This is a genomic window from Pseudomonas glycinae, assembly GCF_001594225.2.
Taxonomy (GTDB): Bacteria; Pseudomonadota; Gammaproteobacteria; order Pseudomonadales; family Pseudomonadaceae; genus Aquipseudomonas; species Aquipseudomonas glycinae.
Window position 1 is genome coordinate 177,012 of sequence record NZ_CP014205.2, and the last position, 21,495, is coordinate 198,506.

At 60.1% G+C, this 21,495-nt stretch carries 17 protein-coding genes; 8 read left to right on the top strand and 9 right to left on the bottom strand.

The window, feature by feature from the left end; translation table 11 throughout:
• The first annotated feature begins 88 nt into the window (after window positions 1–88).
• The 5 genes from AWU82_RS00800 to AWU82_RS00820 all read left to right on the top strand — a co-directional run bounded on the left by AWU82_RS00800 (window position 89) and on the right by AWU82_RS00820 (window position 4,965).
• Window positions 89–1,423, top strand: coding sequence for a TRZ/ATZ family hydrolase (locus AWU82_RS00800; RefSeq protein WP_064383399.1), 1,335 nt, complete (start codon window positions 89–91; stop codon window positions 1,421–1,423).
• 57 nt (window positions 1,424–1,480) lie between these two features.
• The gene (gene ubiG, locus AWU82_RS00805) at window positions 1,481–2,179 is read left to right on the top strand and encodes a bifunctional 2-polyprenyl-6-hydroxyphenol methylase/3-demethylubiquinol 3-O-methyltransferase UbiG (RefSeq protein ID WP_007950906.1); all 699 of its coding nucleotides are present in this window, start codon (window positions 1,481–1,483) and stop codon (window positions 2,177–2,179) included.
• A 4-nt stretch (window positions 2,180–2,183) separates the two neighbouring features.
• Window positions 2,184–2,855, top strand: coding sequence for an N-acetylmuramic acid 6-phosphate phosphatase MupP (mupP, locus tag AWU82_RS00810; protein ID WP_064383400.1), 672 nt, complete (start codon window positions 2,184–2,186; stop codon window positions 2,853–2,855).
• An 80-nt stretch (window positions 2,856–2,935) separates the two neighbouring features.
• A complete protein-coding gene (locus tag AWU82_RS00815; RefSeq protein WP_025113079.1) occupies window positions 2,936–3,676 on the top strand; it encodes a YciK family oxidoreductase in 741 nt (246 codons plus the stop codon).
• Window positions 3,677–4,038: 362 nt separating this feature from the next.
• Window positions 4,039–4,965 carry a GGDEF domain-containing protein gene (locus tag AWU82_RS00820; protein WP_064383402.1) on the top strand — a complete coding sequence of 309 codons (927 nt, stop codon included), beginning with the start codon at window positions 4,039–4,041 and terminating at the stop codon, window positions 4,963–4,965.
• Window positions 4,966–5,026: 61 nt separating this feature from the next.
• Here AWU82_RS00820 and AWU82_RS00825 read toward each other — a convergent pair whose 3' ends face one another.
• On the bottom strand, window positions 5,027–5,821 hold the full coding sequence (locus AWU82_RS00825) for an iron-containing redox enzyme family protein (RefSeq protein WP_064383403.1): 795 nt from the start codon (window positions 5,819–5,821) through the stop codon (window positions 5,027–5,029).
• A 46-nt stretch (window positions 5,822–5,867) separates the two neighbouring features.
• Window positions 5,868–8,330 (bottom strand): EAL domain-containing protein, encoded by a 2,463-nt coding sequence (locus tag AWU82_RS00830; protein WP_064383405.1) that lies wholly within the window; start codon window positions 8,328–8,330, stop codon window positions 5,868–5,870.
• A gap of 212 nt (window positions 8,331–8,542) precedes the next feature.
• Here AWU82_RS00830 and AWU82_RS00835 point away from each other — a divergent pair, with 212 nt between their 5' ends.
• Window positions 8,543–12,706 carry a hypothetical protein gene (locus AWU82_RS00835; RefSeq protein ID WP_064383407.1) on the top strand — a complete coding sequence of 1,388 codons (4,164 nt, stop codon included), beginning with the start codon at window positions 8,543–8,545 and terminating at the stop codon, window positions 12,704–12,706.
• Between the two features lies 1 nt (window position 12,707).
• Here AWU82_RS00835 and AWU82_RS00840 read toward each other — a convergent pair whose 3' ends face one another.
• From AWU82_RS00840 to AWU82_RS00860, 5 genes are all read right to left on the bottom strand, one after another.
• On the bottom strand, window positions 12,708–14,525 hold the full coding sequence (locus tag AWU82_RS00840) for an ABC transporter ATP-binding protein (RefSeq protein WP_011335382.1): 1,818 nt from the start codon (window positions 14,523–14,525) through the stop codon (window positions 12,708–12,710).
• Entirely contained in the window at window positions 14,518–15,120 is a 603-nt protein-coding gene (locus tag AWU82_RS00845; protein ID WP_170928299.1) for a DsbA family protein, read from the bottom strand. The genes AWU82_RS00840 and AWU82_RS00845 overlap by 8 nt, the downstream gene beginning before the upstream one ends.
• Before the next feature lie 35 nt (window positions 15,121–15,155).
• Window positions 15,156–16,097 (bottom strand): oxygen-dependent tRNA uridine(34) hydroxylase TrhO, encoded by a 942-nt coding sequence (trhO, locus tag AWU82_RS00850; protein ID WP_064383409.1) that lies wholly within the window; start codon window positions 16,095–16,097, stop codon window positions 15,156–15,158.
• A gap of 117 nt (window positions 16,098–16,214) precedes the next feature.
• A complete protein-coding gene (locus tag AWU82_RS00855; RefSeq protein WP_007950896.1) occupies window positions 16,215–16,514 on the bottom strand; it encodes a BolA family protein in 300 nt (99 codons plus the stop codon).
• Between the two features lie 12 nt (window positions 16,515–16,526).
• Window positions 16,527–17,045: a DUF2059 domain-containing protein gene (locus tag AWU82_RS00860; protein WP_011335385.1), complete on the bottom strand. Its 519-nt coding sequence runs from the start codon at window positions 17,043–17,045 to the stop codon at window positions 16,527–16,529.
• 193 nt (window positions 17,046–17,238) lie between these two features.
• On the opposite strand from AWU82_RS00860, the gene AWU82_RS00865 reads away from it, so the two are divergent.
• On the top strand, window positions 17,239–18,633 hold the full coding sequence (locus AWU82_RS00865; protein ID WP_064383411.1) for a class II fumarate hydratase: 1,395 nt from the start codon (window positions 17,239–17,241) through the stop codon (window positions 18,631–18,633).
• Between the two features lie 122 nt (window positions 18,634–18,755).
• Here the strand turns inward: AWU82_RS00865 and AWU82_RS00870 are convergent, their stop codons facing one another.
• Window positions 18,756–19,715 carry a DMT family transporter gene (locus AWU82_RS00870; protein WP_064383413.1) on the bottom strand — a complete coding sequence of 320 codons (960 nt, stop codon included), beginning with the start codon at window positions 19,713–19,715 and terminating at the stop codon, window positions 18,756–18,758.
• Window positions 19,716–19,930: 215 nt separating this feature from the next.
• On the opposite strand from AWU82_RS00870, the gene AWU82_RS00875 reads away from it, so the two are divergent.
• A complete protein-coding gene (locus AWU82_RS00875) occupies window positions 19,931–20,125 on the top strand; it encodes a DUF6316 family protein (protein ID WP_064383415.1) in 195 nt (64 codons plus the stop codon).
• 136 nt (window positions 20,126–20,261) lie between these two features.
• On the opposite strand, the gene AWU82_RS00880 is transcribed toward AWU82_RS00875, so the two are convergent.
• Window positions 20,262–21,446 carry a thiolase family protein gene (locus AWU82_RS00880; RefSeq protein WP_064383416.1) on the bottom strand — a complete coding sequence of 395 codons (1,185 nt, stop codon included), beginning with the start codon at window positions 21,444–21,446 and terminating at the stop codon, window positions 20,262–20,264.
• Window positions 21,447–21,495 lie beyond the last annotated feature (49 nt).

Below are 21,495 nucleotides of genomic sequence, written 5' to 3' on the forward strand. Positions count from 1 at the left end.
ACAAAAGCCGGCGATTATAGCGATCCCCCCGCGAAGACGCTCGGGTATACTTCGCCATCCTTTACAAAAGCACTGGAACCGACCCTCGATGCCGAAACCTGCCATTGTGCTCGACTTATTATTGCTGCCAACCTGGCTGGTACCCGTCGAACCTGCAGGCGTTGTGCTCAAGGAGCATGGCCTGGGCATCCGCGACGGGCGCATCGTGTTTATCGGCCCGCGTGCCGAAGCGCTGAAGTGTAACGCTGCCGAAGTCCGCGAACTGCCGGACGTTCTGCTCAGCCCCGGCCTGATCAACGCCCACGGCCATGCTGCCATGACCCTGTTCCGTGGCCTGGCCGACGATCTGCCGCTGATGACATGGCTGGAAAACCACATCTGGCCGGCCGAGGGCAAATGGGTCGATGAAGATTTTGTGCGTGACGGCACCGACCTGGCCATCGCCGAGCAGATAAAAGGTGGCATCACCTGTTTCTCGGACATGTACTTCTTCCCGAAGGTTGCGAGCGAGCGCGTGCACAACAGTGGAATCCGTGCGCAGATCGCGATTCCGATCCTCGATTTCCCGATTCCGGGTGCCGCCAGCGCCGATGAAGCCATTCGTCAGGGCGTCGAACTGTTCGGCGACCTGAAGCATCACGAACGCATCAAGATCACCTTCGGCCCTCATGCACCCTACACCGTGGGCGACGAGAACCTGGAAAAAATCCGCGTGATCGCCGAAGAACTTGACGCCTCGATCCACATGCACGTTCACGAAACCGCTTTCGAAGTACAGCAAGCGGTCGAACAGCGCGGCGAACGCCCGCTGGCACGTCTCGGTCGCCTCGGCCTGCTCGGCCCGCGTTTCCAGGCGGTGCACATGACCCAGATCAGCGATGACGACCTGGCGTTGCTGGTAGAAAGCAACACCAGCGTGATCCACTGCCCGGAGTCGAACCTGAAACTGGCCAGCGGCTTCTGCCCGGTGGAGCGCCTGTGGCAGGCCGGGGTCAACGTCGCGGTCGGCACCGATGGCGCCGCGAGCAACAATGACCTGGATCTGCTGGGCGAAACCCGCACCGCCGCCCTGCTGGCCAAAGCCGTCGCCGGCTCGGCCACCGCGCTGGACGCCCATCGGGCCTTGCGCATGGCCACGCTGAACGGCGCGCGTGCCTTGGGAATCGAAGCCGAGACCGGCTCGCTGGAGCTCGGCAAGGCCGCAGACATCGTCGCCTTCGACCTGTCCGGCCTGGCGCAACAACCAGTCTATGACCCGGTCTCGCAGCTTATATACGCCACCGGTCGCGACTGCGTGAAACACCTGTGGGTTGCCGGCAAGCAGTTGCTTGACGACCGGCGTCTGACCCGACTTGACGAACAACTGCTCGGCGAAACCGCCCGGGCCTGGGGCCGACGCATCAGCGGCCACACCGAATCGTAAACACCCTGGGTCAAACTCCAGGGCTACAGCCTTTTTCAAGTTTTAGAGGATTGAATCATGAGCAACGTCGACCACGCCGAAATCGCCAAATTCGAAGCCCTGGCCCATCGTTGGTGGGATCGCGAAAGCGAGTTCAAACCGCTGCACGACATCAACCCGCTGCGGGTCAACTGGATTGACGAGCGCGTCAACCTGGCCGGCAAAAAGGTCCTCGACGTCGGTTGCGGCGGCGGCATTCTCAGCGAAGCCATGGCCCAGCGCGGCGCGACCGTGACCGGCATCGACATGGGCGAAGCACCGTTGGCGGTCGCGCAACTGCATCAGCTGGAATCCGGGGTGAATGTCGAGTACCGCCAGATCACCGCCGAAGCCCTGGCTGAAGAAATGCCCGAGCAGTTCGACGTTGTCACCTGCCTGGAAATGCTCGAGCACGTGCCGGATCCGTCCTCGGTGATCCGCGCCTGTTTCCGCATGGTCAAGCCCGGCGGCCAGGTGTTCTTCTCCACCATCAACCGCAACCCGAAAGCGTACCTGTTCGCCATCGTCGGCGCCGAATACATCATGAAGCTGCTGCCGCGCGGCACCCACGACTTCAAGAAATTCATCCGTCCGTCCGAGCTGGGTGCCTGGAGCCGCATGGCCGGCCTGACCGTCAAGGACATCATCGGTCTGACCTACAACCCGCTGACCAAGCACTACAAGCTGGCAGCGGACGTTGACGTCAACTACATGATCCAGACCCTGCGCGAGGAGTAAGCCGATGGCCATCAGAGCAGTCCTTTTCGACATGGACGGCACTCTGCTCGACACCGCGCCGGACTTTATCGCCATCTGCCAGGCGATGCGCGCGGATCGTGGCTTGCCGCCGATGAACGAAAAACACATCCGCGATGAAATCTCCGGCGGCGCCAAGGCCATGGTCGCGGTGACGTTCTCGATGGATCCGGAGTCGCCGGGCTTCGAGGAGTTGCGTCTGGAGTTCCTCGAGCGCTATCTGGTGGGTTGCGCCGTGCACAGCAAGCTGTTCGACGGCATGGGCGAATTACTGGCCGACATCGAGAAAGCCAATCTGGTCTGGGGTGTAGTCACCAACAAGCCGCTGCGTTTCGCCGAGCCGATCATGCAGCAACTGGGACTGGCCGAGCGCTCTGCGCTGCTGATCTGCCCGGATCACGTGAAGAACAGCAAGCCGGATCCCGAGATGCTGATCCTTGCCTGCAAGATACTTGATCTGGATCCGTCGAGTGTTCTGTTTATCGGCGATGATCTGCGCGATATCGAATCCGGCCGTGACGCCGGCACCAGGACCGCTGCCGTGACCTATGGCTACATTCACCCCGACGACAACCCTCGTCATTGGGGCGCGGACGTGGTGGTGGATCATCCGCTGGAGTTGCGCAAGGTGCTGGATAACGCTCTGTGCAGTTGCTGAGTGGTGCTGCAAAGCGACCATCGCTGCATTCCCGCGCAAGACGCGGGAACGATCAGAAGTTAATGGATTAGAGGTTTCTTATGTTTGATTATTCCGCTCGCCCCGAATTGCTCAAGGATCGGGTCATTCTGGTCACCGGTGCCGGTCGCGGCATCGGCGCGGCTGCCGCCAAGACCTACGCCGCCCACGGTGCGACCGTGCTGCTGCTGGGCAAGACCGAAGCCAACCTGACCCAGGTCTACGACGAAATCGAAGCCGCCGGGCATCCGCAGCCGGCAGTGATCCCGTTCAACCTCGAAACCGCCCTGCCCCATCAATACGATGAGCTGGCGGCAATGATCGAGACCGAGTTCGGCCATCTTGACGGCCTGCTGCACAACGCCTCGATCATTGGCCCGCGTACGCCGATCGAGCAGTTGTCCGGTGAAAACTTCATGCGTGTCATGCAGGTCAACGTCAACGCGATGTTCATGCTCACCAGCACCCTGCTGCCGCTGCTGAAACTGTCGCAGGATGCCTCGGTGGTCTTCACCTCCAGCAGTGTCGGCCGCAAGGGCCGTGCTTACTGGGGCGCCTATGGCGTATCGAAGTTCGCTACCGAAGGTCTGATGCAAACCCTGGCCGACGAAGTCGACGGCGTGGCGCCGGTGCGCTCCAACAGCATCAACCCCGGGGGAACCCGCACCAGCATGCGTGCCCAGGCGTATCCGGGTGAAAACCCGCTGAACAATCCGACGCCGGAAGAGATCATGCCGGTCTACCTCTACCTGATGGGCCCGGACAGCACCGGTATCAATGGTCAGGCCTTCAACGCCCAGTAATGCCATACGTCGCATTTGTTGCCGTGGCGGAATACCGTCGCGGCATGCAATTGCCGCTTTGAGCGCAGCAAATTCAGTCAAATAACCACCGCCCCTTCTCCCGCTAAAATCCCAAGCCATTGATTAAGAACGGTTTTAATAAAATATGAACCGTATGGCATGACTTTCGCTCTACATTTCCTCAAAGCACGCCGAGTGAAGGCAGTCGGGCAAGGCCTGATTCGATAGCTGACTAATCGTCATCGGGCAGACTAAACTTACGCCAAATGTCCTACGGGACTGATGGATCAGTATGACGCGCAGCCCATAGCCGCTCTCACCCAGCCTGTAAGACAGACTTACTGCTTAGGGGCTCACGCCATATGAAATCACCCTCCCAGACCACTGCAATTGACTTCGACAGTGCCAAATTGCAACGCCTGGGCTTTGGTCAGCAGCCGCCTCTCCTGGCGCGACCTGTCAGCCTGGCGCAACTGCGCCAGCAAATGAGCCTGCAACTGCAAACCAGCCTTGAACCTCAACGCATCCTCGGTCTGTTTTTCCGCGAAGTTCAGCGTCTGGTGCCGCTGGACGCCTTGACCTACGTGCACAACGACAGCGACCTGCGCCTGGAGTTCGGTGCCCGCGGCCACCACTCGGCCAGCTACCGCCTCAGCCACGAAGGCGAGCACATGGGTGAGCTGGTGTTCCGCCGCAACCAGCGCTTCAGCGAACAGGAACTGGGCAATCTCGAATCGCTGCTGTCCGCCCTGCTGTACCCGATGCGCAATGCCCTGCTCTACCGCGCCGCCACGCAAAGCGCCCTGCGTGATCCATTGACCGGTGCCGGCAACCGTATTGCCATGGAGCAGACACTGCAACGTGAAATCGAGATGTCCCGCCGGCACCTGCAACCGTTGTCGTTGCTGATGCTGGACATCGACCATTTCAAACAGGTCAACGACCTCCATGGTCACAGCGCCGGCGACGACGTGCTCAAAGCCGTGGCGGCATCGATCAAGGGCCAGTTGCGCAATGTCGATATGGTGTTCCGTTATGGCGGGGAAGAGTTTCTGATTCTGCTGTCCAACACCGGGCGTGATGCGGCCGCCATGGTCGGTGAGCGCCTGCGTCAGGCAGCCCAGGCCCAGGATTACTATGCCAATAATCGATTGATCGAACTGACCGTGAGTCTCGGCTGCTCGACCCTGTTGCCGGGCGAATCCGCCGAAAGCCTGCTGCGCCGTGCCGACAGCGCGCTGTATGTGGCCAAGCGCGAGGGTCGCAATCGCCTGACCATGGCGGGCTAGATATTCGCTGCCAACAAAAAACGGGAGCCAGGGCTCCCGTTTTTTATTGATGTCGCCGAAACTAGCTCTCGACCAGTGCCCGACGCTCACGCCCGACCATCACCCGCTCCGACAGTTCGAGCTGCATGCAGCGCTCGAGGAACAGGTACATGTAGTCATAACTCTTGCAGATCGCCTGTCGCAGCTCCGCCTGCAGGGCTTTGCTCGGGTTCATCCCGGCGAGGGTGCAGATGATCTCCAGCGCTTCCCACGGATGGGCATCGTCGTACTGGGCGTGCATCTTCAGCCACTTCATGGCCCGCTTGCGATCCTCTTCAGGAAAAGCGGCGGCATAGACACCCGTCGAACACACCAGCGCCGACCACTCCCCGGTCGCGCCTTCGATGGCGTAGTTGGTGGCCGCGATGGCCACAATCAGTGAATCCGCCGAACTGGTGTGCCAGCACCAGTGGCTCAGGGCGTGCAATTCCGGCGGCACTTGCTGCGCCTGCAGATCTTCCAGGCTCACCCCATGGGCCCGGCTCCAATGCAGCCAATAATCGGCGTGGTTGAGTTCGACGCGAATATTGCGCATCAACCAGCGCCGCGCCATGTCTTCACCCGGATGACGGGCGAATTTGGTCTTGGTGAGATTCTGCGCCATGTACAACGCGAATTGCTCAACGACGGGCCAGCCCCCGATCAGGTACTGGCGCATGGTTCTGGCGCTGAGCTTGTTATCACGCATACGCAGATAAAGTTCATGTTCGACAACCCGGCGTTTGCTCTCGCTGCAATCCTGGATCAGTTGTTGCGCCCAGGCGGGATAACTTGCAGCTTCCATGAGTGGTCCGGTTCGGTTGAATGTGTCGATCACTGTTCGGCTCCTTTTGATTTGTGATTGTAAGGATCGGCAAGAGATTTCAACGGAACGTGCCAGGCGCCTTGAATAACAACGGCTGCGGTCTGGCGGGCCGACTTTGCAAACTGTCACAGGTAAACAACTGCGGACGCTCCACTACATAACCCTGAGCGTAATCCACGCCGATTTCAAGCAATGCCTGCTCGATCTGCGCTGTTTCGACAAACTCGGCAATTGTCTGCTTACCCATGACATGCCCGATGTGATTGATCACTTCGACCATTGCACGGTTAATCGGGTCGTCCAGCATATCCTTTACGAAACTCCCGTCGATCTTCAGGAAGTCTACAGGCAAATGTTTCAGATAAGCGAATGAAGACATTCCGGCGCAAAAGTCATCCAGCGAAAAATAACATCCCAAGCCTTTGAGTTCATTAATAAATCTGATTGCGCTCCCGAGATTTGCAATGGCACTGGTTTCTGTAATTTCAAAACAAATCATTTCAGGCGGTATGCCGTAGTTATCAAACTGTTCCCGCAGAAAGTGCAAGAACGCGTCATCTCCGATAGTAATGCCTGAAAGATTAATCGCACACATTGCCAGAGGGCCTTCGCACTTATCGTTAATACATTGAGCAATAACCTTAAATACATTCTGAACAACCCATCGATCCAGCGAGGTCATCAAACCGTAACGTTCCGCCGCCGGTATGAAACTGTCCGGCAGAATCATCCGGCCCGCTTCGTCATGCAGACGCAGCAGAATTTCGATATGTCCGCGAGTGCCACCGGCAACCGAACCCAGCGGGGCGATTTCCTGGGCGTAGAGGCAGAAGCGGTTTTCTTCCAGGGCCATGTGCAGGCGTTGCACCCAGGCCATCTCGCCAAAGCGCAGGGACAATTCCGAGTCGTCGGCATGGTAGACCTGCACCCGGTTGCGACCCTTTTCCTTGGCCATGTAGCAAGCCATATCGGCGGCCCGCAACGAGGCCTCGAGAGTGGTCGGGTTCTGTGCGACGTGCACCAGACCAATGCTGACGGTGGTCAGGAATGGCCGCCCCTTCCAGACAAAATGCAGATTTTGCACGGTCTGACGCAGCCCCTCGGCGATCTTCTCCGCCGCCTCCGGTGCGCAGTTCTCCAGCAGGATGCCGAACTCGTCGCCGCCCAGCCGCGCCAGGGTGTCGCCTTCGCGCAGACCCGATTGCAGCAACGCGCAGATATGCCGCAGCAACTCATCGCCGGCCGCATGCCCGCAGGTGTCATTGACCAGTTTGAATTGATCCAGATCGAGGAACATCAGCGCATGCCGCCCGGCCTGGCGCGTCAGGTTGTGCAGCGCCTGTTCGAGCCGGTATTCGAACTCGCGACGGTTGGCCAGCCCGGTCAGTGCATCGTGGGTGGCCTGCCATGACAGATTGGCGATGTATTGCCGCTCCTGGGTCATGTCATGCAGCACCAGCACCGCCCCACTGACCTTGCCGGCATTGCGGATCGGCGCACCGACCAAGGTCACCGACACCGTGCTGCCGTCCAGTCGCTGGATCAGCTTCGAGTGTTCGCTGCCGCCGGTCAGCTGGCCACTGAGAATGTGCTCGATCAGGGTCAGCCCTTCCGTCTGGGCGTTGTCATCCAGCAAATTGAACAACGCCGCCAGCGGCAGACCGGACGCCTGCTCGGCCTTCCAGTGGGTCAACGCTTCGGCGGCCGGATTCATGTAGTCGATCGCCCCGCTCACGTCGGTGGTGATCACACCGTCGCCAATCGAATGCAGGGTGACATGCGCGCGATCTTTTTCCAGTTGCAACGCTTCGGCGAAAGCATGACGCTGCTTGAGCAGTTTGCGGGTGCGCAGCAGCGCCAGCACGATCAGGCCCAGTGCGGTGGCCAGGTTGGTAAACAGCAGCAGGCGCAGAATCATCCGCGAGCCTTCACCCAGGGCATCGCTGAACGCCTTGGCGGCCGGGGTCACGCCGTCGTTGATCGCAAAGATCCGGTCCTTCCAGCGGCGGATATCGGCCTCGGTGGCGGCATTGGCGGTGATGCGCTGATGCATCTCCTGCGCCACGCCGTCGAGCTCTACCAGATAGGCATCGCCCAGGGTCCAGCGGTCGATGGCAATTTCCAGATAACTGAAGTGACGGAAATTCAGGTACAGCCAGATCAGGCTGGAGACATCGTCCGGGTGGTTGCCGCCCTTGAGAATGCCCTCGCGTGCCGCCTGCAGGTCGGGCGGTTGCTTGTCCAGTGCCAGACGCAATTGATGACCGCCCTGAGGCACGGCAATGGCGTTCTGGTACTTGAGGTAGATCGCATCATCACGGCTGTCGGCGTACAGGTTGAGGTAATAGATGGCGTCTTTCTGGCCCTTGGACCACAGGCTCTCGCCCGCCACATAACCGCGAACGGCCGACAGGACATAAAGACTCACGCCCCCCAGCAACGCCTGAAACAAAACGACGGCGATGAATGGCCAGACGATGCCCAACAACCGAGGCGTTCCGAGAGTCCGCTTTTGCTTCATGGTATTCCTTGCATGAGCACTGCCTGATCGTCCTGCGAACATCCCCCCAAGACTAGGAGGCCTTCCCGGTTCCGGCAAGCGACGGATCCGCCTCAGTTCAGGACAGAAGCCGGATAGACATATATACGGCCACACTCGCAGGCGGGACCGATTAACTGGGCACTCCAGGCATTCTCCCTTTTTGGCGGGAATGCTTTCACAAGGAGTGTGACATGACCTCGACGTCTCCAGCTTCAATCGATCCATCGGCAATTGCAGAATCGAGCGCTCGCAAGACGCTGGGTCTGGATGCCGGCCCGGATATCGAATCCCTGGTTCCCCGACCGACCGCCCGGGACCGGAAAAGGTTCAAGGCCGCGCAGCTTGCGACACCAGCCCCTGCGCCCTCCATGACCCTTGAACAGTACACGGCGAAACGCATCAATGAACGAATGATCGAAACGGTCAAATCCTTTCTGATCGGCAAGCCCTCGCTGATTCGTCATTTGAGTGGCGATATCCTGCGCCTCGCGGCCCCGGAAGCGCTGCGCGCAACACCTTCGGTTTTCCTCCAGCGAATACTCAATACCCCGGAATCACTGGATCTGACAGAACGGCTACTGAAAAAGCTCAAATGGTACGGCGCTTCCCCAGGCGAACAGACGCCGGCGTCGGTGCGTTATCAATTGATCTGCAAAGCCATCTGCCTCTATCTGCACACCCCCTCAGCTGACGAGCCGCAAGCGCTCGCCGGTTTTCACTGGCAAGACCCGGCCCACTGGGGCAAGAGCTACCAGACCTTGCGCCACGAATTCGAACAGCATTTGCTGCGCAGCGGCCGGGTTGCCAACACCAAAGAGGCGATCCTTCTGGCTCGGGTATTCCAGACCCGCCTTTCGAAAGACTTCAGCGTGCACGATGTACCACCGGAGCTTCGTTACAAGACCTCCGTGGTCTGGGTGAACTTCATGCACGGCGTACTGCTGGCCGAGGAAACCGGTCTGGATCAATCAGCGCCCTTGTCCTTCCAGCAACTGGTTGATCTGCCGCTGCAACGCAGCGCCGGCGCATCGGCCGAACAACTCGAGGCGATTGCACGACTGCGTATGGCTCCTGCCCTGGAATGGGCCGTCTGCACGGGCGCCATTGCGCAGCGAACGACAACCGCTTACGACCAGGAAGATATCAACCGCGCACTGTCGACTCTGGAAGAACACACCGAGCGCCTGAACAACGCCGTGAAGACACTGGACTTGCGTCCACCTGAGCGACTGCAGATGGCCAGGCAGGTCATGACGAACGTTTTCAGAGGCGTCACGTTCGCACGGGACGGGCGCAAATTGTTGTCGGCGGATCCGAGTCACAGCCATTCCAGGGCACCACTGGATCTGAACAAGCAGCAGGGCCAGGACTTTCTCGACGTCTATGCAGACGGTCAGCTTGATGGCAGCAAGCGATGGATCGTCTCCATGCCCGATGGTACAACGCGTTCGACCACCGCACTGAGGCTCGATGGACAGCGAGTGCTCCATGCCGAGCGGGAAAACTGGCGCGGCGGTTATGACCGGGTCGAAGACGGCGTCTACAGTTGGGCCGGCAATTTCTTGCCTGACATCAACGCCCGGTTCGAAACTGCGTTCAACGACTACCTGACAACCATCAGACAGGCTTATCAATCGCTGATTGCCAGCTTGCTGAGATCACTGCCAGCGGCAGATCGCCGGGCGCTGGCTCAAGGTGAAGTCCAGGTGCTGAGCCTGCGGCAGAAAACCGCGCCGAACGAGAAGTCGGAGCAGATCCGGGCAAGGAAGGGATTCGTTCTGAAAGTGATTTACAACACAGACATCACTTACTACGAGCTCATCCCGAGCGCGGGCGTCGTTCGTCAGCGAACCGGTTTGAGGTTTTCCACAATCGATGGCGTTCGAACAGAGTTTCCACTGCACGCCTCGATCCCGGGACAAAGCTATTCGCCCGAGCGCAATTTGAGCACTTCCCTCCTGCTCGACTGGTCCGCCCACTTCCACGGCAGAGTGCCGGCAGAGCGGGCATCGTGTCCGGGATACCTCGATATCATGGGGTTCATGCCGGCAGCGGTATCATCCGGCCCGACGGATGCCGAGGGTGAAGCCCTCCTGACGACATCCCGACTGAATGAACTGGCGGGTTATATCGCAACGAACTTTCTCTATGTAGATGAACAGCAACTGCACATACAGGCCCGCGGCATGACGTCCTTCGACGCCGCTCGGGCGAAAACCGAGAAGCGCCTGGAAACGTTCGTGTCCATCGTCAAGGGATTCGTGCCTTTCTGGGGCAGCATCGATGATCTTCTGTCGGACAGCACCTCAGGCAAAATCATGGGCGGGGTCGGACTCCTGTTTGATCTCGCATCGTTCCTTTGCCCTATCGGCAAATTCATCTCGGGCTCGGTGCGCCTGCTTCGTGCCACTGTCGGCAGCAGTCGCATGGCTATCAAAGCGAGCCTGCCGTCCTTCTCGACGCTGACTCGCAAGCTTCTGACCCATTCACTGGCAAATCTCAACCCGCTCGATGGCATTCCCACACTGCTTAAAAGTCTGGGAAGCGGTGCCGGCAGAGGACTGCTGTTCATCGGTCGGGCGAGTATCGGCGGGATCAGAAAACTCACGGGACATGCTGACCGCTACCGACTGGTTCATAACCTGCCCCAGGCCATCGATCCGGGGAACTGGAAGCCGCTGGCCAATACTGACGAGCTGGCAACGGTCAACGGCATCGATGACGTCATTGTGCGTCACACAAATGCGTTGGATCTGGAACAACTGCATCTGGTCGACCCGTTGACATCCCTGCCCTATGGCCCGCGCCTGCGCAACAACAGCCGGGATCTCATCCAGGGCAGATCCACTTTCAGGAAGCTGCCGCCCACCGAATCCCACGCTCTGGCCGAAGTCCCGGAACACGCCCACGTTCGTGAAATGCTGGAGGTCGATGGCCGAACCACACTGTTGATTGATGACATCCCCTATCGTCTGGATGGCGATCAATTGCGTCGGGCCGATCTGATTGATGATCTGTCGATGTTCAAAGCGATGCCCTGTCGGGTACGGCGCGCTGGTAACAATGTCTGCAAAACACGCTTTGTCACCGGTGATCCCGCGCCGACCCCGGGTACCGGCAGTTTCGACGAAAGCAAAGGCTGGGCCCCCTGGTTCGGAGACAGCATCTACACGCCCGCTGTTGATGGGCGAGCGAAGCTTCTCAAACACCTGAAAAGAAGAAACCAGCTCGACGCAACGATGGAGTTTCAGAAAGGGATATACGGCAGAATCAACGTAAAAACGCCCTACGGAACCCGAGGTGAATTCGACACCTTCCAGGCCGGCGCCACCATTGTTCCGGCTCTGGACGGATCGAAGCACTATATATTTACCCGGCTGGATGCCGGTGCCTTCTACGTCGCCGAACTTTCCAAGGGGCAAAACATTTCCGGCCCCCTGAAACTGCGCCAGGCCAAAACTCTGCCCGCCGATTTGCGAAAAGAACTGATGACCGTCTATACCGGCTCACTCAATGCCAACAACATGGCGAGAATCCACGGTGTGCCGGCAGTAGAGCGCGCACTGAAAACTATGGACCAGATTGCCATTCCGATTGGTGGCCACCGGTATCCACCCAATACGCTCAAGCTGCTCAAGGTCGACACCAGTCCCGGTGAGGCGGTGCTGTTCGACCACTCCACGCGGATGATTGTCAGCCAACGCCCGACCGGAACAGCGTCCTGGTCTCGCAGCAGCACCGCACCAGAGCCCCTACGCCAAAGGGCTGCGAACATATTCGACACACTGTTTGTTGAGAAAACCATCAAGGTCGAGTCAGGCGCCGACTTGCGGATCAATCAAACGATGGAAAAACTCCAGAATCTGCTCCCGCGTCGCCTGCAAACCGAGAACGCGAGAAACATCGCTTACGCCGACATCGTAACCTCGACCGGCAAGCGTGAGGTTTACGTCAGTGTCTCCGGCGCAAAGGGACACACAGGGGAACTGCCACTGTTCAAACCTCCATTCGCCCCGGACAAGGTCATCGTCGGCGATACGACTTACTTCAACATCGACTTCGGCCAGACATTTGCCAGAACTTCTTTGAACGTCTCCCCACGGGGAAAAATATTGGCTATTCCCCATTCGATCAAGGATGTACACAACTACAAACCGGAGATGACCAGTCGACCGACCTCGCTGGACAGTGAATCCAAACTGATCAGTGTGCTTCGGCAAAAGTACCCGGACAACAAAATGATCACATCGGTGGATGTGGCGACCACCATGCCACCATGCACCAGCTGTTCAGTGGTCATGAAGGAGTTCGGCCACAACGGTGGTGCGGATGCACTGAAGGTCTTGTGGAGCTGACCTACAACCGCTGCAAATGCCCATAAAGCTTGGCGTACAAACCACCATCGGCAATCAGTTGCTGATGGTCGCCATCTTCGGCCACTTGCCCGCCGTCGAACACCAGCACCCGGTCTGCCTGTTTCACCGCCGACAAGCGGTGGGCGATGATCAGCGTTGTGCGGCCATGGAGGAAGCGCGCCATGGCCTGGTGCAGGTTGTATTCGGTCGCGGCATCGAGGGCTGACGTCGCTTCGTCGAGGATCACCACTTTGGGTTCGGCGAGGATCATCCGGGCGATAGCCAGCCGTTGCCGCTGCCCCCCGGACAGACGCACGCCGGAGCGGCCGACGATGCTGTCGAGGCCGTCCGGCAAGGCGCGGATGGTGGGTTCGAGCTGGGCGATTTCCAGTGCCTGCCAGCAGGCTTCATCGCTGCGGGTACGGCCCATGGTCAGGTTGGCGCGCACGGTGTCGTTGAACAGCGCCGGATGTTGCAACACCACAGCGACGTTTTCCCGAACCGTTTCCAGGCCGATTTCCTGCTGGCTCGAGCCGCCGAAACGGATCGTCCCCGCCAGTGGCGTGTACAGGCCCAGCAGCAATTGCACGAGGGTACTTTTGCCGCCACCGCTGGCGCCGACAATCGCCACTTTTTCACCGGGGGCGATGGACAGGTTCAACTGATCCAGCACCAGTTCGTCGCCGTAACCGAAGCTCAGACCCTGCACTTGAATCCCGACCGTATCGCGGCCCTTGAACGGGTCGACGCCGCCGGGGTATTGCGGCTCGTCGGCGCGGGCCAGCAGTTCATTGATCCGCGACAGCGCACCGCCCGCCGCGTAATAGGCATATTGCAGGTTCAGCAGTTGTTCGACCGGACCGATCATGAACCACAGGTAGCTGAACACCGCGAGCATCTGGCCAATCGACAGGTCAGAGAACAACACCGTCAACATGGCCGCCGCGCGAAAGATATCGATGCCGAACTGAAACAACAGGCCGCTGGCGCGGTTCGAAGCGTCGGTCTTCCACTGCGAGTTGACCGCGTAGTTGCGCACTTCCTGAGCCCGCAGGCCAAGGCGCCCCAGGAAGAAGCCCTGACGGTTGCCGGCACGCACTTCCTGGATCGCATCGAGGGTTTCGCTCAGCGCCTGGGTGAAACGCGAGGTGCTGTCGTTCTCCAGTTTCTTCAGGTGTTTGACCCGTTTGCCCAACTGCACCGTGGCGTAAATCACCAAGGGGTTGAACAGCAGGATCAGCAGCGCCAGTTTCCAGTGCATCCACATCAGGATGCTGGCAGTGCCGACCAGCGTCAGCATCGCCACCAGAAAACGACTGAGGGTTTCTCCGACAAACTTGTCGAGGGTGTCGAGGTCGGTGACCAGGTGCGTGGTGACTGTGCCACTGCCCAGGCTTTCGTATTCGCCGAGGGAGATCCGTTTCAGACGCTCGATCAGCCGCACGCGGATGCGGTACACGATGTCCTTGGCCAGTCGCGCAAACAATCGCGCCTGCAACACGCCAAAACACAGGGCGCTGCAACGCAGGGTCAGCGTCACCACCAGCATCAGGCCGATGTAGCCCGCCGCCTGCTGCCACATCGAGGGCAGCAGGTGGTTCATGACTTTCAGCGCGGCATCGCCATGGCCGAGCAGGACTTCGTCCACCAGCAACGGCAACAGCAACGGAATCGGAACGCTGCACAGCGTCGCCAGTACGGCCACGCCGTTGGCGATCCACAGGGATTTTTTGTGATGAAGTGCCAGTCGCCGGACTTCAGCCCAGCTCAGCCGGTCGACACGCTTGACGGCTGGCGTGTCATCGGCCGGGTCAGACACAGGCCGCGCGCTCCAGCCATCGACCGAGCAGCGGTGACAGTTCACTGAGCGGCTGGTAGCCGTTGGTCAGCAACGCCAGTTGGCCGTTGCGTTCGGCGAGCAGGGTCGGGAATCCGGCGATGCCCAGATCCTGGACCCAAGTAAAATCGGCCTGGGTCGCCTTGTGTTGATCGGCATGATCGAACAGGGCAGCAAATTCGATGCGCGGGACGCCGGCCTTCTCTGCCAGCTCCACCAGAACGCTGGCCTGGGTGACATCGCGACCTTCAGCGTAAAACGCGTGCTGGATCAACCCGACCAGTTTCCACGCGCAATCCGGCGCCAGGCTGCGCGCCGTAACGATGGCCCGGCAGGCCGGCTCGGTATCGTAGACAAAACCGTCGGGCAACGCGCCTTCGAACTTGAACGGCTGGCCGGTGGCCTCGGTGACCGCCTGCCAGTGTTCGAGAATGTAGCGCCGGGTGGTTGGCTCCAGCGCCGAACCGCTGCCGGTGCGCAACCCGCCGACCACCAGGTGCAATTCCACCCCGGCGGCCTGCGCCTGCTCCACCAATGCCTTGGCCACCGGGGCAAATCCCCAGCACCACGAACACATCGGATCCATCACATAGAGCAGGCGTGCAGACATGATTAAGCCTCGGTGGATGCTTGCTTATAGTTGTAGCCGATCGGGTGCGGCATGTTGCGCGCTTTTGCCAGTTCGATCTGCTTCTGGCGGTCGATGGCGCTGCGGCGGGTCTTCTCGCTCAGGGAGTTCCAGCAGTGCGGGCAGCTGATGCCGGCCACGTAATGCTCGGAGGCGCGATCTTCAACGCTGACCGGGGTACGGCAGGCATGGCATTGATCGTAGTCGCCTTCGCTCAGGTCATGGCGCACGGTCACGCGGTTGTCGAACACAAAGCAGTCGCCCTGCCATTTGGTTTCCTCCTGCGGTACTTCTTCGAGGTACTTCAGGATGCCGCCCTTGAGGTGATAAACCTCTTCGAAGCCTTCGCCGAGCATGTAGCTCGAGGCTTTTTCGCAGCGAATGCCGCCGGTGCAGAACATCGCGACCTTCTTGTGCACGGCCGGATCGAAGTGTTCTTTGATGTAGTCGGGGAATTCGCGAAAACTGGTGGTTTTCGGATCAATGGCGCCTTCGAAGGTGCCGATCGAGACTTCGTAATCGTTGCGGGTGTCGATCAGCAGCACTTCCGGATCGCTGATCAGTGCGTTCCAGTCCTTCGGCTCGACGTAGGTGCCGACCTTCTTGTTCGGGTCGACGCCTTCGACGCCCAGAGTCACGATCTCTTTCTTGAGCTTGACCTTGGTGCGATAGAACGGCTGCTCGTCGCAGTACGATTCCTTGTGATCGATATCGACCATGCGCGGATCATTACGCAGCCAGGCCAGCAGGCCGTCGATGCCTTCACGGCTGCCGGACACCGTGCCGTTGATGCCTTCTTCGGCGATCAACAAGGTGCCTTTGATGCCGTTATCGACCATTGCTTGCAGCAGGGGCTCGCGCAGGTTGACGTAATCTTCGAGGGTGACGAACTTGTACAGTGCCGCCACGACAATCGGTTGTGTCATGGGTATTTCTCCAGGTGGCTACCCTCGTAAAGGGTGAACCGGATGCGAAAAAAAACGCGCCGGGTGAGCGGCGCGTTGCGGATTCTAGCAAAAAACCTCAGTTCATTGCTGCAAGGCTCAATGCTTGCTGCCGCCGGCACAGGTCGGCGACGCCGGAGCGACGCCTGTCTCTGCCCATTCCTGCGGGGTGTAGGTGTGCAGTGCCAACGCATGGAACTCGCCCATCAGCTCGCCGAGCGTGCCGTAGACTTTCTGGTGGCGCTTGACCCGGTTCAGGCCTTCGAACTGCGCACTGACCACCACTGCCTTGAAGTGGGTCTGCAACCCGCGACTGTGCATGTGGCTTTCGTCCAGCACTTGCAGATGCTCAGGCTGAAGCAGCGCCAGCGTCGATTCGATGCGTTGTTGCATGGTCATCACGAACTCCGCTTACTTCTTCTTGGCCGGAGCTGCGCCTTTCGGTGCCAGCTCGTTGGTCATGTCGTCCAGCAACTTGTTGACCACCGGTACGGCGCTTTCCAGTTTGGCCTGGGTCATCTGGGCCGACTGCTGGGTCAGTTGCGGCATTTTTTCCAGGACTTTCTTGCCCAGTGGCGACTGGTAGAACGCGACCAGATCTTTCAGTTCCTGTTCGCTGAAGTTGCTGGTGTAGAGCTTGACCATGTCCGGTTTGAGCTTGTTCCAGCCGATGGCCTGGTCCAGAGCGGCGTTGGCCTTGGCCTGGTAGGTATCCAGCACGGCTTTCTTGGATTCCGGCGCCTTGGTCTGTTCAAAACGCTGGGCGAACATCTGCTGCACCTGCATGTACACCGGAGTGCCCAGCTTGTCAGCGTGCGCCAGGGTCAGGAAAGTTTCGGCACTGGCGTTGTGGCTGGCGGTATCGGCAAGCACCTGGCCGCTGGCGCAGACCAGGGCAACCGCGGTGCAGATGGCACGAAGACGAGTCATCGAGTTTCCTTTTCAGCTAGGCGAGGTAAAACCCCAAGGGCGACCATTCTGCGCCTGAATAACGCTGCGGCTCAACCCCCGGCCCTTGCCGCGCTTGATTGGCGGGGATTTGCCGGTCAACAATCGACCGGATGGAACCACCCGGGCCGACACCGGCCTAAACTGCGCAAACAGACCAACAGGAGTGTGCACGATGAGCCGTATCGAAACCGACAGCCTGGGCCAGATCGAGGTCCCGGACGACGCTTACTGGGGCGCTCAGACGCAACGCTCGCTGATCAACTTCGCCATCGGTCAGGAACGCATGCCATTGCCGGTACTGCACGCGCTGGCCCTGATCAAGAAAGCCGCGGCCCGGGTCAACGACCGCAACGGCGACCTGCCCGCCGACATTGCCCGCCTGATCGAACAGGCCGCCGACGAAGTGCTCGACGGCCAGCATGACGACCAGTTCCCTCTGGTGGTCTGGCAGACCGGCAGCGGCACCCAAAGCAACATGAACGTCAACGAAGTGATTGCCGGGCGCGCCAACGAACTGGCCGGCAACCCGCGCGGTGGCAAGACGCCGGTGCACCCCAACGATCACGTCAACCGCTCGCAGAGCTCCAACGACTGCTTCCCCACCGCCATGAGCATCGCCACCGCGCAAGCGGTGCAGACCCAACTGCTGCCAGCCATCGCCGAGCTGTCGGGCGGACTGGCCGAACTTTCGGCGCGGCACATGAAGCTGGTGAAGACCGGCCGCACCCACATGATGGACGCCACGCCGATCACCTTTGGTCAGGAGCTCTCCGGATTCATAGCGCAGCTGGATTACGCCGAACGGGCGATTCGCGCGGCGTTGCCGGCGGTCTGCGAACTGGCGCAGGGCGGCACCGCCGTCGGCACCGGGCTCAACTCGCCCCACGGTTTCGGCGAAGCGATTGCCGCCGAGCTGGCGGCGTTGTCCGGCCTGCCGTTCGTCACCGCGCCGAACAAGTTTGCCGCCCTTGCCGGTCATGAACCATTGACCACCCTTTCCGGCGCCCTGAAAACCCTCGCCGTGGCGCTGATGAAAATTGCAAACGATCTGCGCCTGCTGGGCTCCGGCCCACGAGCCGGGTTCGCCGAAGTGCGCCTGCCGGCCAACGAACCGGGCAGCTCGATCATGCCCGGCAAGGTCAACCCGACCCAGTGCGAGGCGTTGTCGATGCTGGCCTGTCAGGTGCTGGGCAACGATGTGGCGATCGGTTTCGCCGCCAGCCAGGGTCACCTGCAACTGAACGTGTTCAAACCGGTGATCATCCACAACCTGCTGCAATCGATCCGCCTGCTGGCTGATGGCTGCAGCAACTTCCAGCAGCATTGCATCGCTGGTCTTGAGCCGGATGCCGAGGTCATGGCGAAACACCTGGAACGCGGCCTGATGCTGGTGACGGCGCTCAACCCGCACATAGGCTATGACAAGTCGGCGGAAATCGCTAAGAAAGCCTACAGCGAAGGCAAGACCCTGCGCGAAGCGGCGCTGGAGCTGGGTTATCTGACCGATGAGGAGTTCGATGCCTGGGTGCGGCCGGAGAACATGATCGAGGCCGGCGCCAAGGGCTGAGATTTTCAGCGTCTGTAAGTCAGTCTTCGCGAGCAAGCCCGCTCCCACTTTTAACCGCATTCCTCACATGGGATTGCGGTCAAGTGTGGGAGCGGGCTTGCTCGCGAAGAACGATGACTCGGTTAACCTGCTGCCATGCGCATCCGCCGGGCCTTGAGCCCGGCAATCAACGAAGGCCCGAGCGCCACCAGCGCCGAACCCAGCACCACCAGCACCGCCCCGCCATACCCCAGCAGATTGATTTGCTCGGCATGCACATATTCAGGCCACACTCTGGCCGCCACGGCCACCGCACCGAACGTCACCAACGGCGTGATCGCCAGCGTCGCACTGACCCGCGAAGCCTCCCAGTGCGCCAGCGCTTCGGCAAACGCGCCGTAGGCGATCAGGGTGTTCATGCAGCACGCCAGCAGCAGCCAGCCCTGCAACGGGCTCAGCGACAGCGCTTCGAGCGGACGCACCCAAGGCGTCAGCAACAGGGCGCAGAACAGGTAGATCACCATCATCACCTGCAGCGAATTCCACACCGTCAGCAATTGCTTCTGGCCCAGTGCGTAAAAGGTCCAGACGGTCGACGCCAGCAGCACCAGCAATACGCCAGCGGTGTAGTCAGACAACGACGTGAGCAATTCCGCCAGACGCTGATTGAAGAACAACGCAAAACCGATCAGCAGCACTGCCAGGCCAATGCCCTGACCAATACTGAAGCGTTCCTTGAACACGAACAGGCTGGCGATCAGCAGCATGATCGGCCCCATCTGCACCACCAGTTGCGCGGTGCCGGGGCTGAGCCGGTTCAGGCCCATCAGGTAAAGCACGTAGTTGCCCACCAGCCCGAGCACCGCCATCAGCACCAGCCAGCCGCCCTTCGGCCCGAGCACCTTGCGACTCGGCAAGCGTTTGGTCGCCGCCAGATAAACGAACAGACAGCCGCCGGACACCAGCAAACGAAACCAGGTCACCGTGACCGGATCCATCACCACCAGCACCTGTTTGAGCTTGATCGGCAGGATTCCCCACAGAAACGCCGTCAATAACGCCAGGAACATGCCGTACACCCAACGACCCGATGAAACGTGCATGAGAACCCCAAGCGCCAGAGACAGGAGCGCTCATTCTAGGCGCACAGACCCTGCGCGACACAGGGACAGTTGCGCTCCGGCCGCAAATGAAACTGTGCAGGTCGCAGCAGAAAATTGACGATGGGCCGTTGATCGGCCGGCCGGGCAAGGTAAGTGGTTCAGGCATAAGCTCATTGGATCCAGCCCGGGACAACACTCATCAAGGAGACCCCGACATGTTAGGCATGCGCGCCCAGGACACCGCCCCAGCCACGCACTTTCGCAGCGACCGCGTGTGCCGGGTCAACGGCGAACTGTATTTCAGCACCCGGGAAAACACCCTCGAAGGGCCGTTCGACAGCCACGAGAAAGCCGAGCAGGAAATCCGCGCGTACATCGCGCGGATGCAATTGATGGATGCCAGCAGGTAAGCCGCGCTGAATCCCATCGCGGGCAAGCCCGCTCCCACAGGCTCGGGGTTGGTCACTGAATTGTGAGCACACTCAAACACTGTGGGAGCGGGCTTGCCCGCGATTACGATTTGCCGGTCAACGTATCATTCAAGGCCTAGCGTACGGCCTCAAACAACCCGGTCGCGCCCATCCCCCCGCCCACACACATGGTCACGATTCCGTAGCGCAGATTGCGCCGCTGCAACTCGCGCACCAGATGCCCGACCTGCCGTGACCCGGTCATGCCGAACGGGTGACCGATGGAAATCGAGCCGCCGTTGACGTTGTACTTCTCGTTGTCGATTTCCAGCCGGTCACGGGCGTACAGGCACTGCGAGGCGAACGCTTCGTTCAATTCCCACAGATCGATGTCTGCTACCTGCAAGCCCTTGGCCTTGAGCAGCTTCGGCACCGAGAACACCGGGCCGATGCCCATTTCGTCCGGCTCGCACCCGGCCACGGTAAACCCACGGAAAAATGCTTTCGGCTTGAGCCCCAGTTGCAGGGCTTTTTCCAGGCTCATCACCAGCGTCATCGAGGCGCCGTCGGACAACTGGGACGAGTTGCCGGCGGTCACCGACCCGTCCTCGGCGAACACCGGTTTCAACCCGGCGAGACTTTCATAGGTGGTGTCCGGGCGATTGCAGTCGTCGCGATCGACGATGCCGTCGAGGATCTGCACCTCACCGCTGTTCTTGTCTTCAACGCGGTACTTCACCGCCATCGGCACGATTTCATCGTTGAACAGACCGGCTGCCTGCGCCTGGGCGGTGCGGATCTGACTTTGCAGCGAGTAACGATCCTGCGCCTCGCGGCTGACGCCATAACGGCGCGCCACCACTTCGGCAGTCTGGCCCATGGTGTAGTAGATGCCCGGCGTCTGCTGCTTGAGCAACGGGTTGATCAGGTGATCGGTGTTGACGCTTTTCAGGGTCAGGCTGATCGACTCGACGCCGCCGGCGACGATGATGTCGCTGCAACCCGACGCGATCTGGTTGGCGGCAATCGCAATTGCCTGCAAACCCGACGAACAGAAACGATTGAGAGTCATGCCGGCGGTGCCGGTGCCCAGTTGCGAGAGCACCGCCACGTTGCGGCCGATGTTGTAGCCCTGAGCGCCTTCGTTAGAGCCGGCGCCGACGATGCAATCCTCGACGCTGGCCGGGTCGATGTCGTTGCGCGAGAGCAACGCATTGACGCAATGGGCCGCCATGTCATCGGGACGGGTCTGGTTGAACTTGCCGCGAAAGGACTTGGCCAGGCCGGTCCGTACGCTGTCGACGATCACCACTTCACGCATGGCATACCTCATTGTTGCAGTCGGTTGAGAGTGGACCGAGCATAAGTCC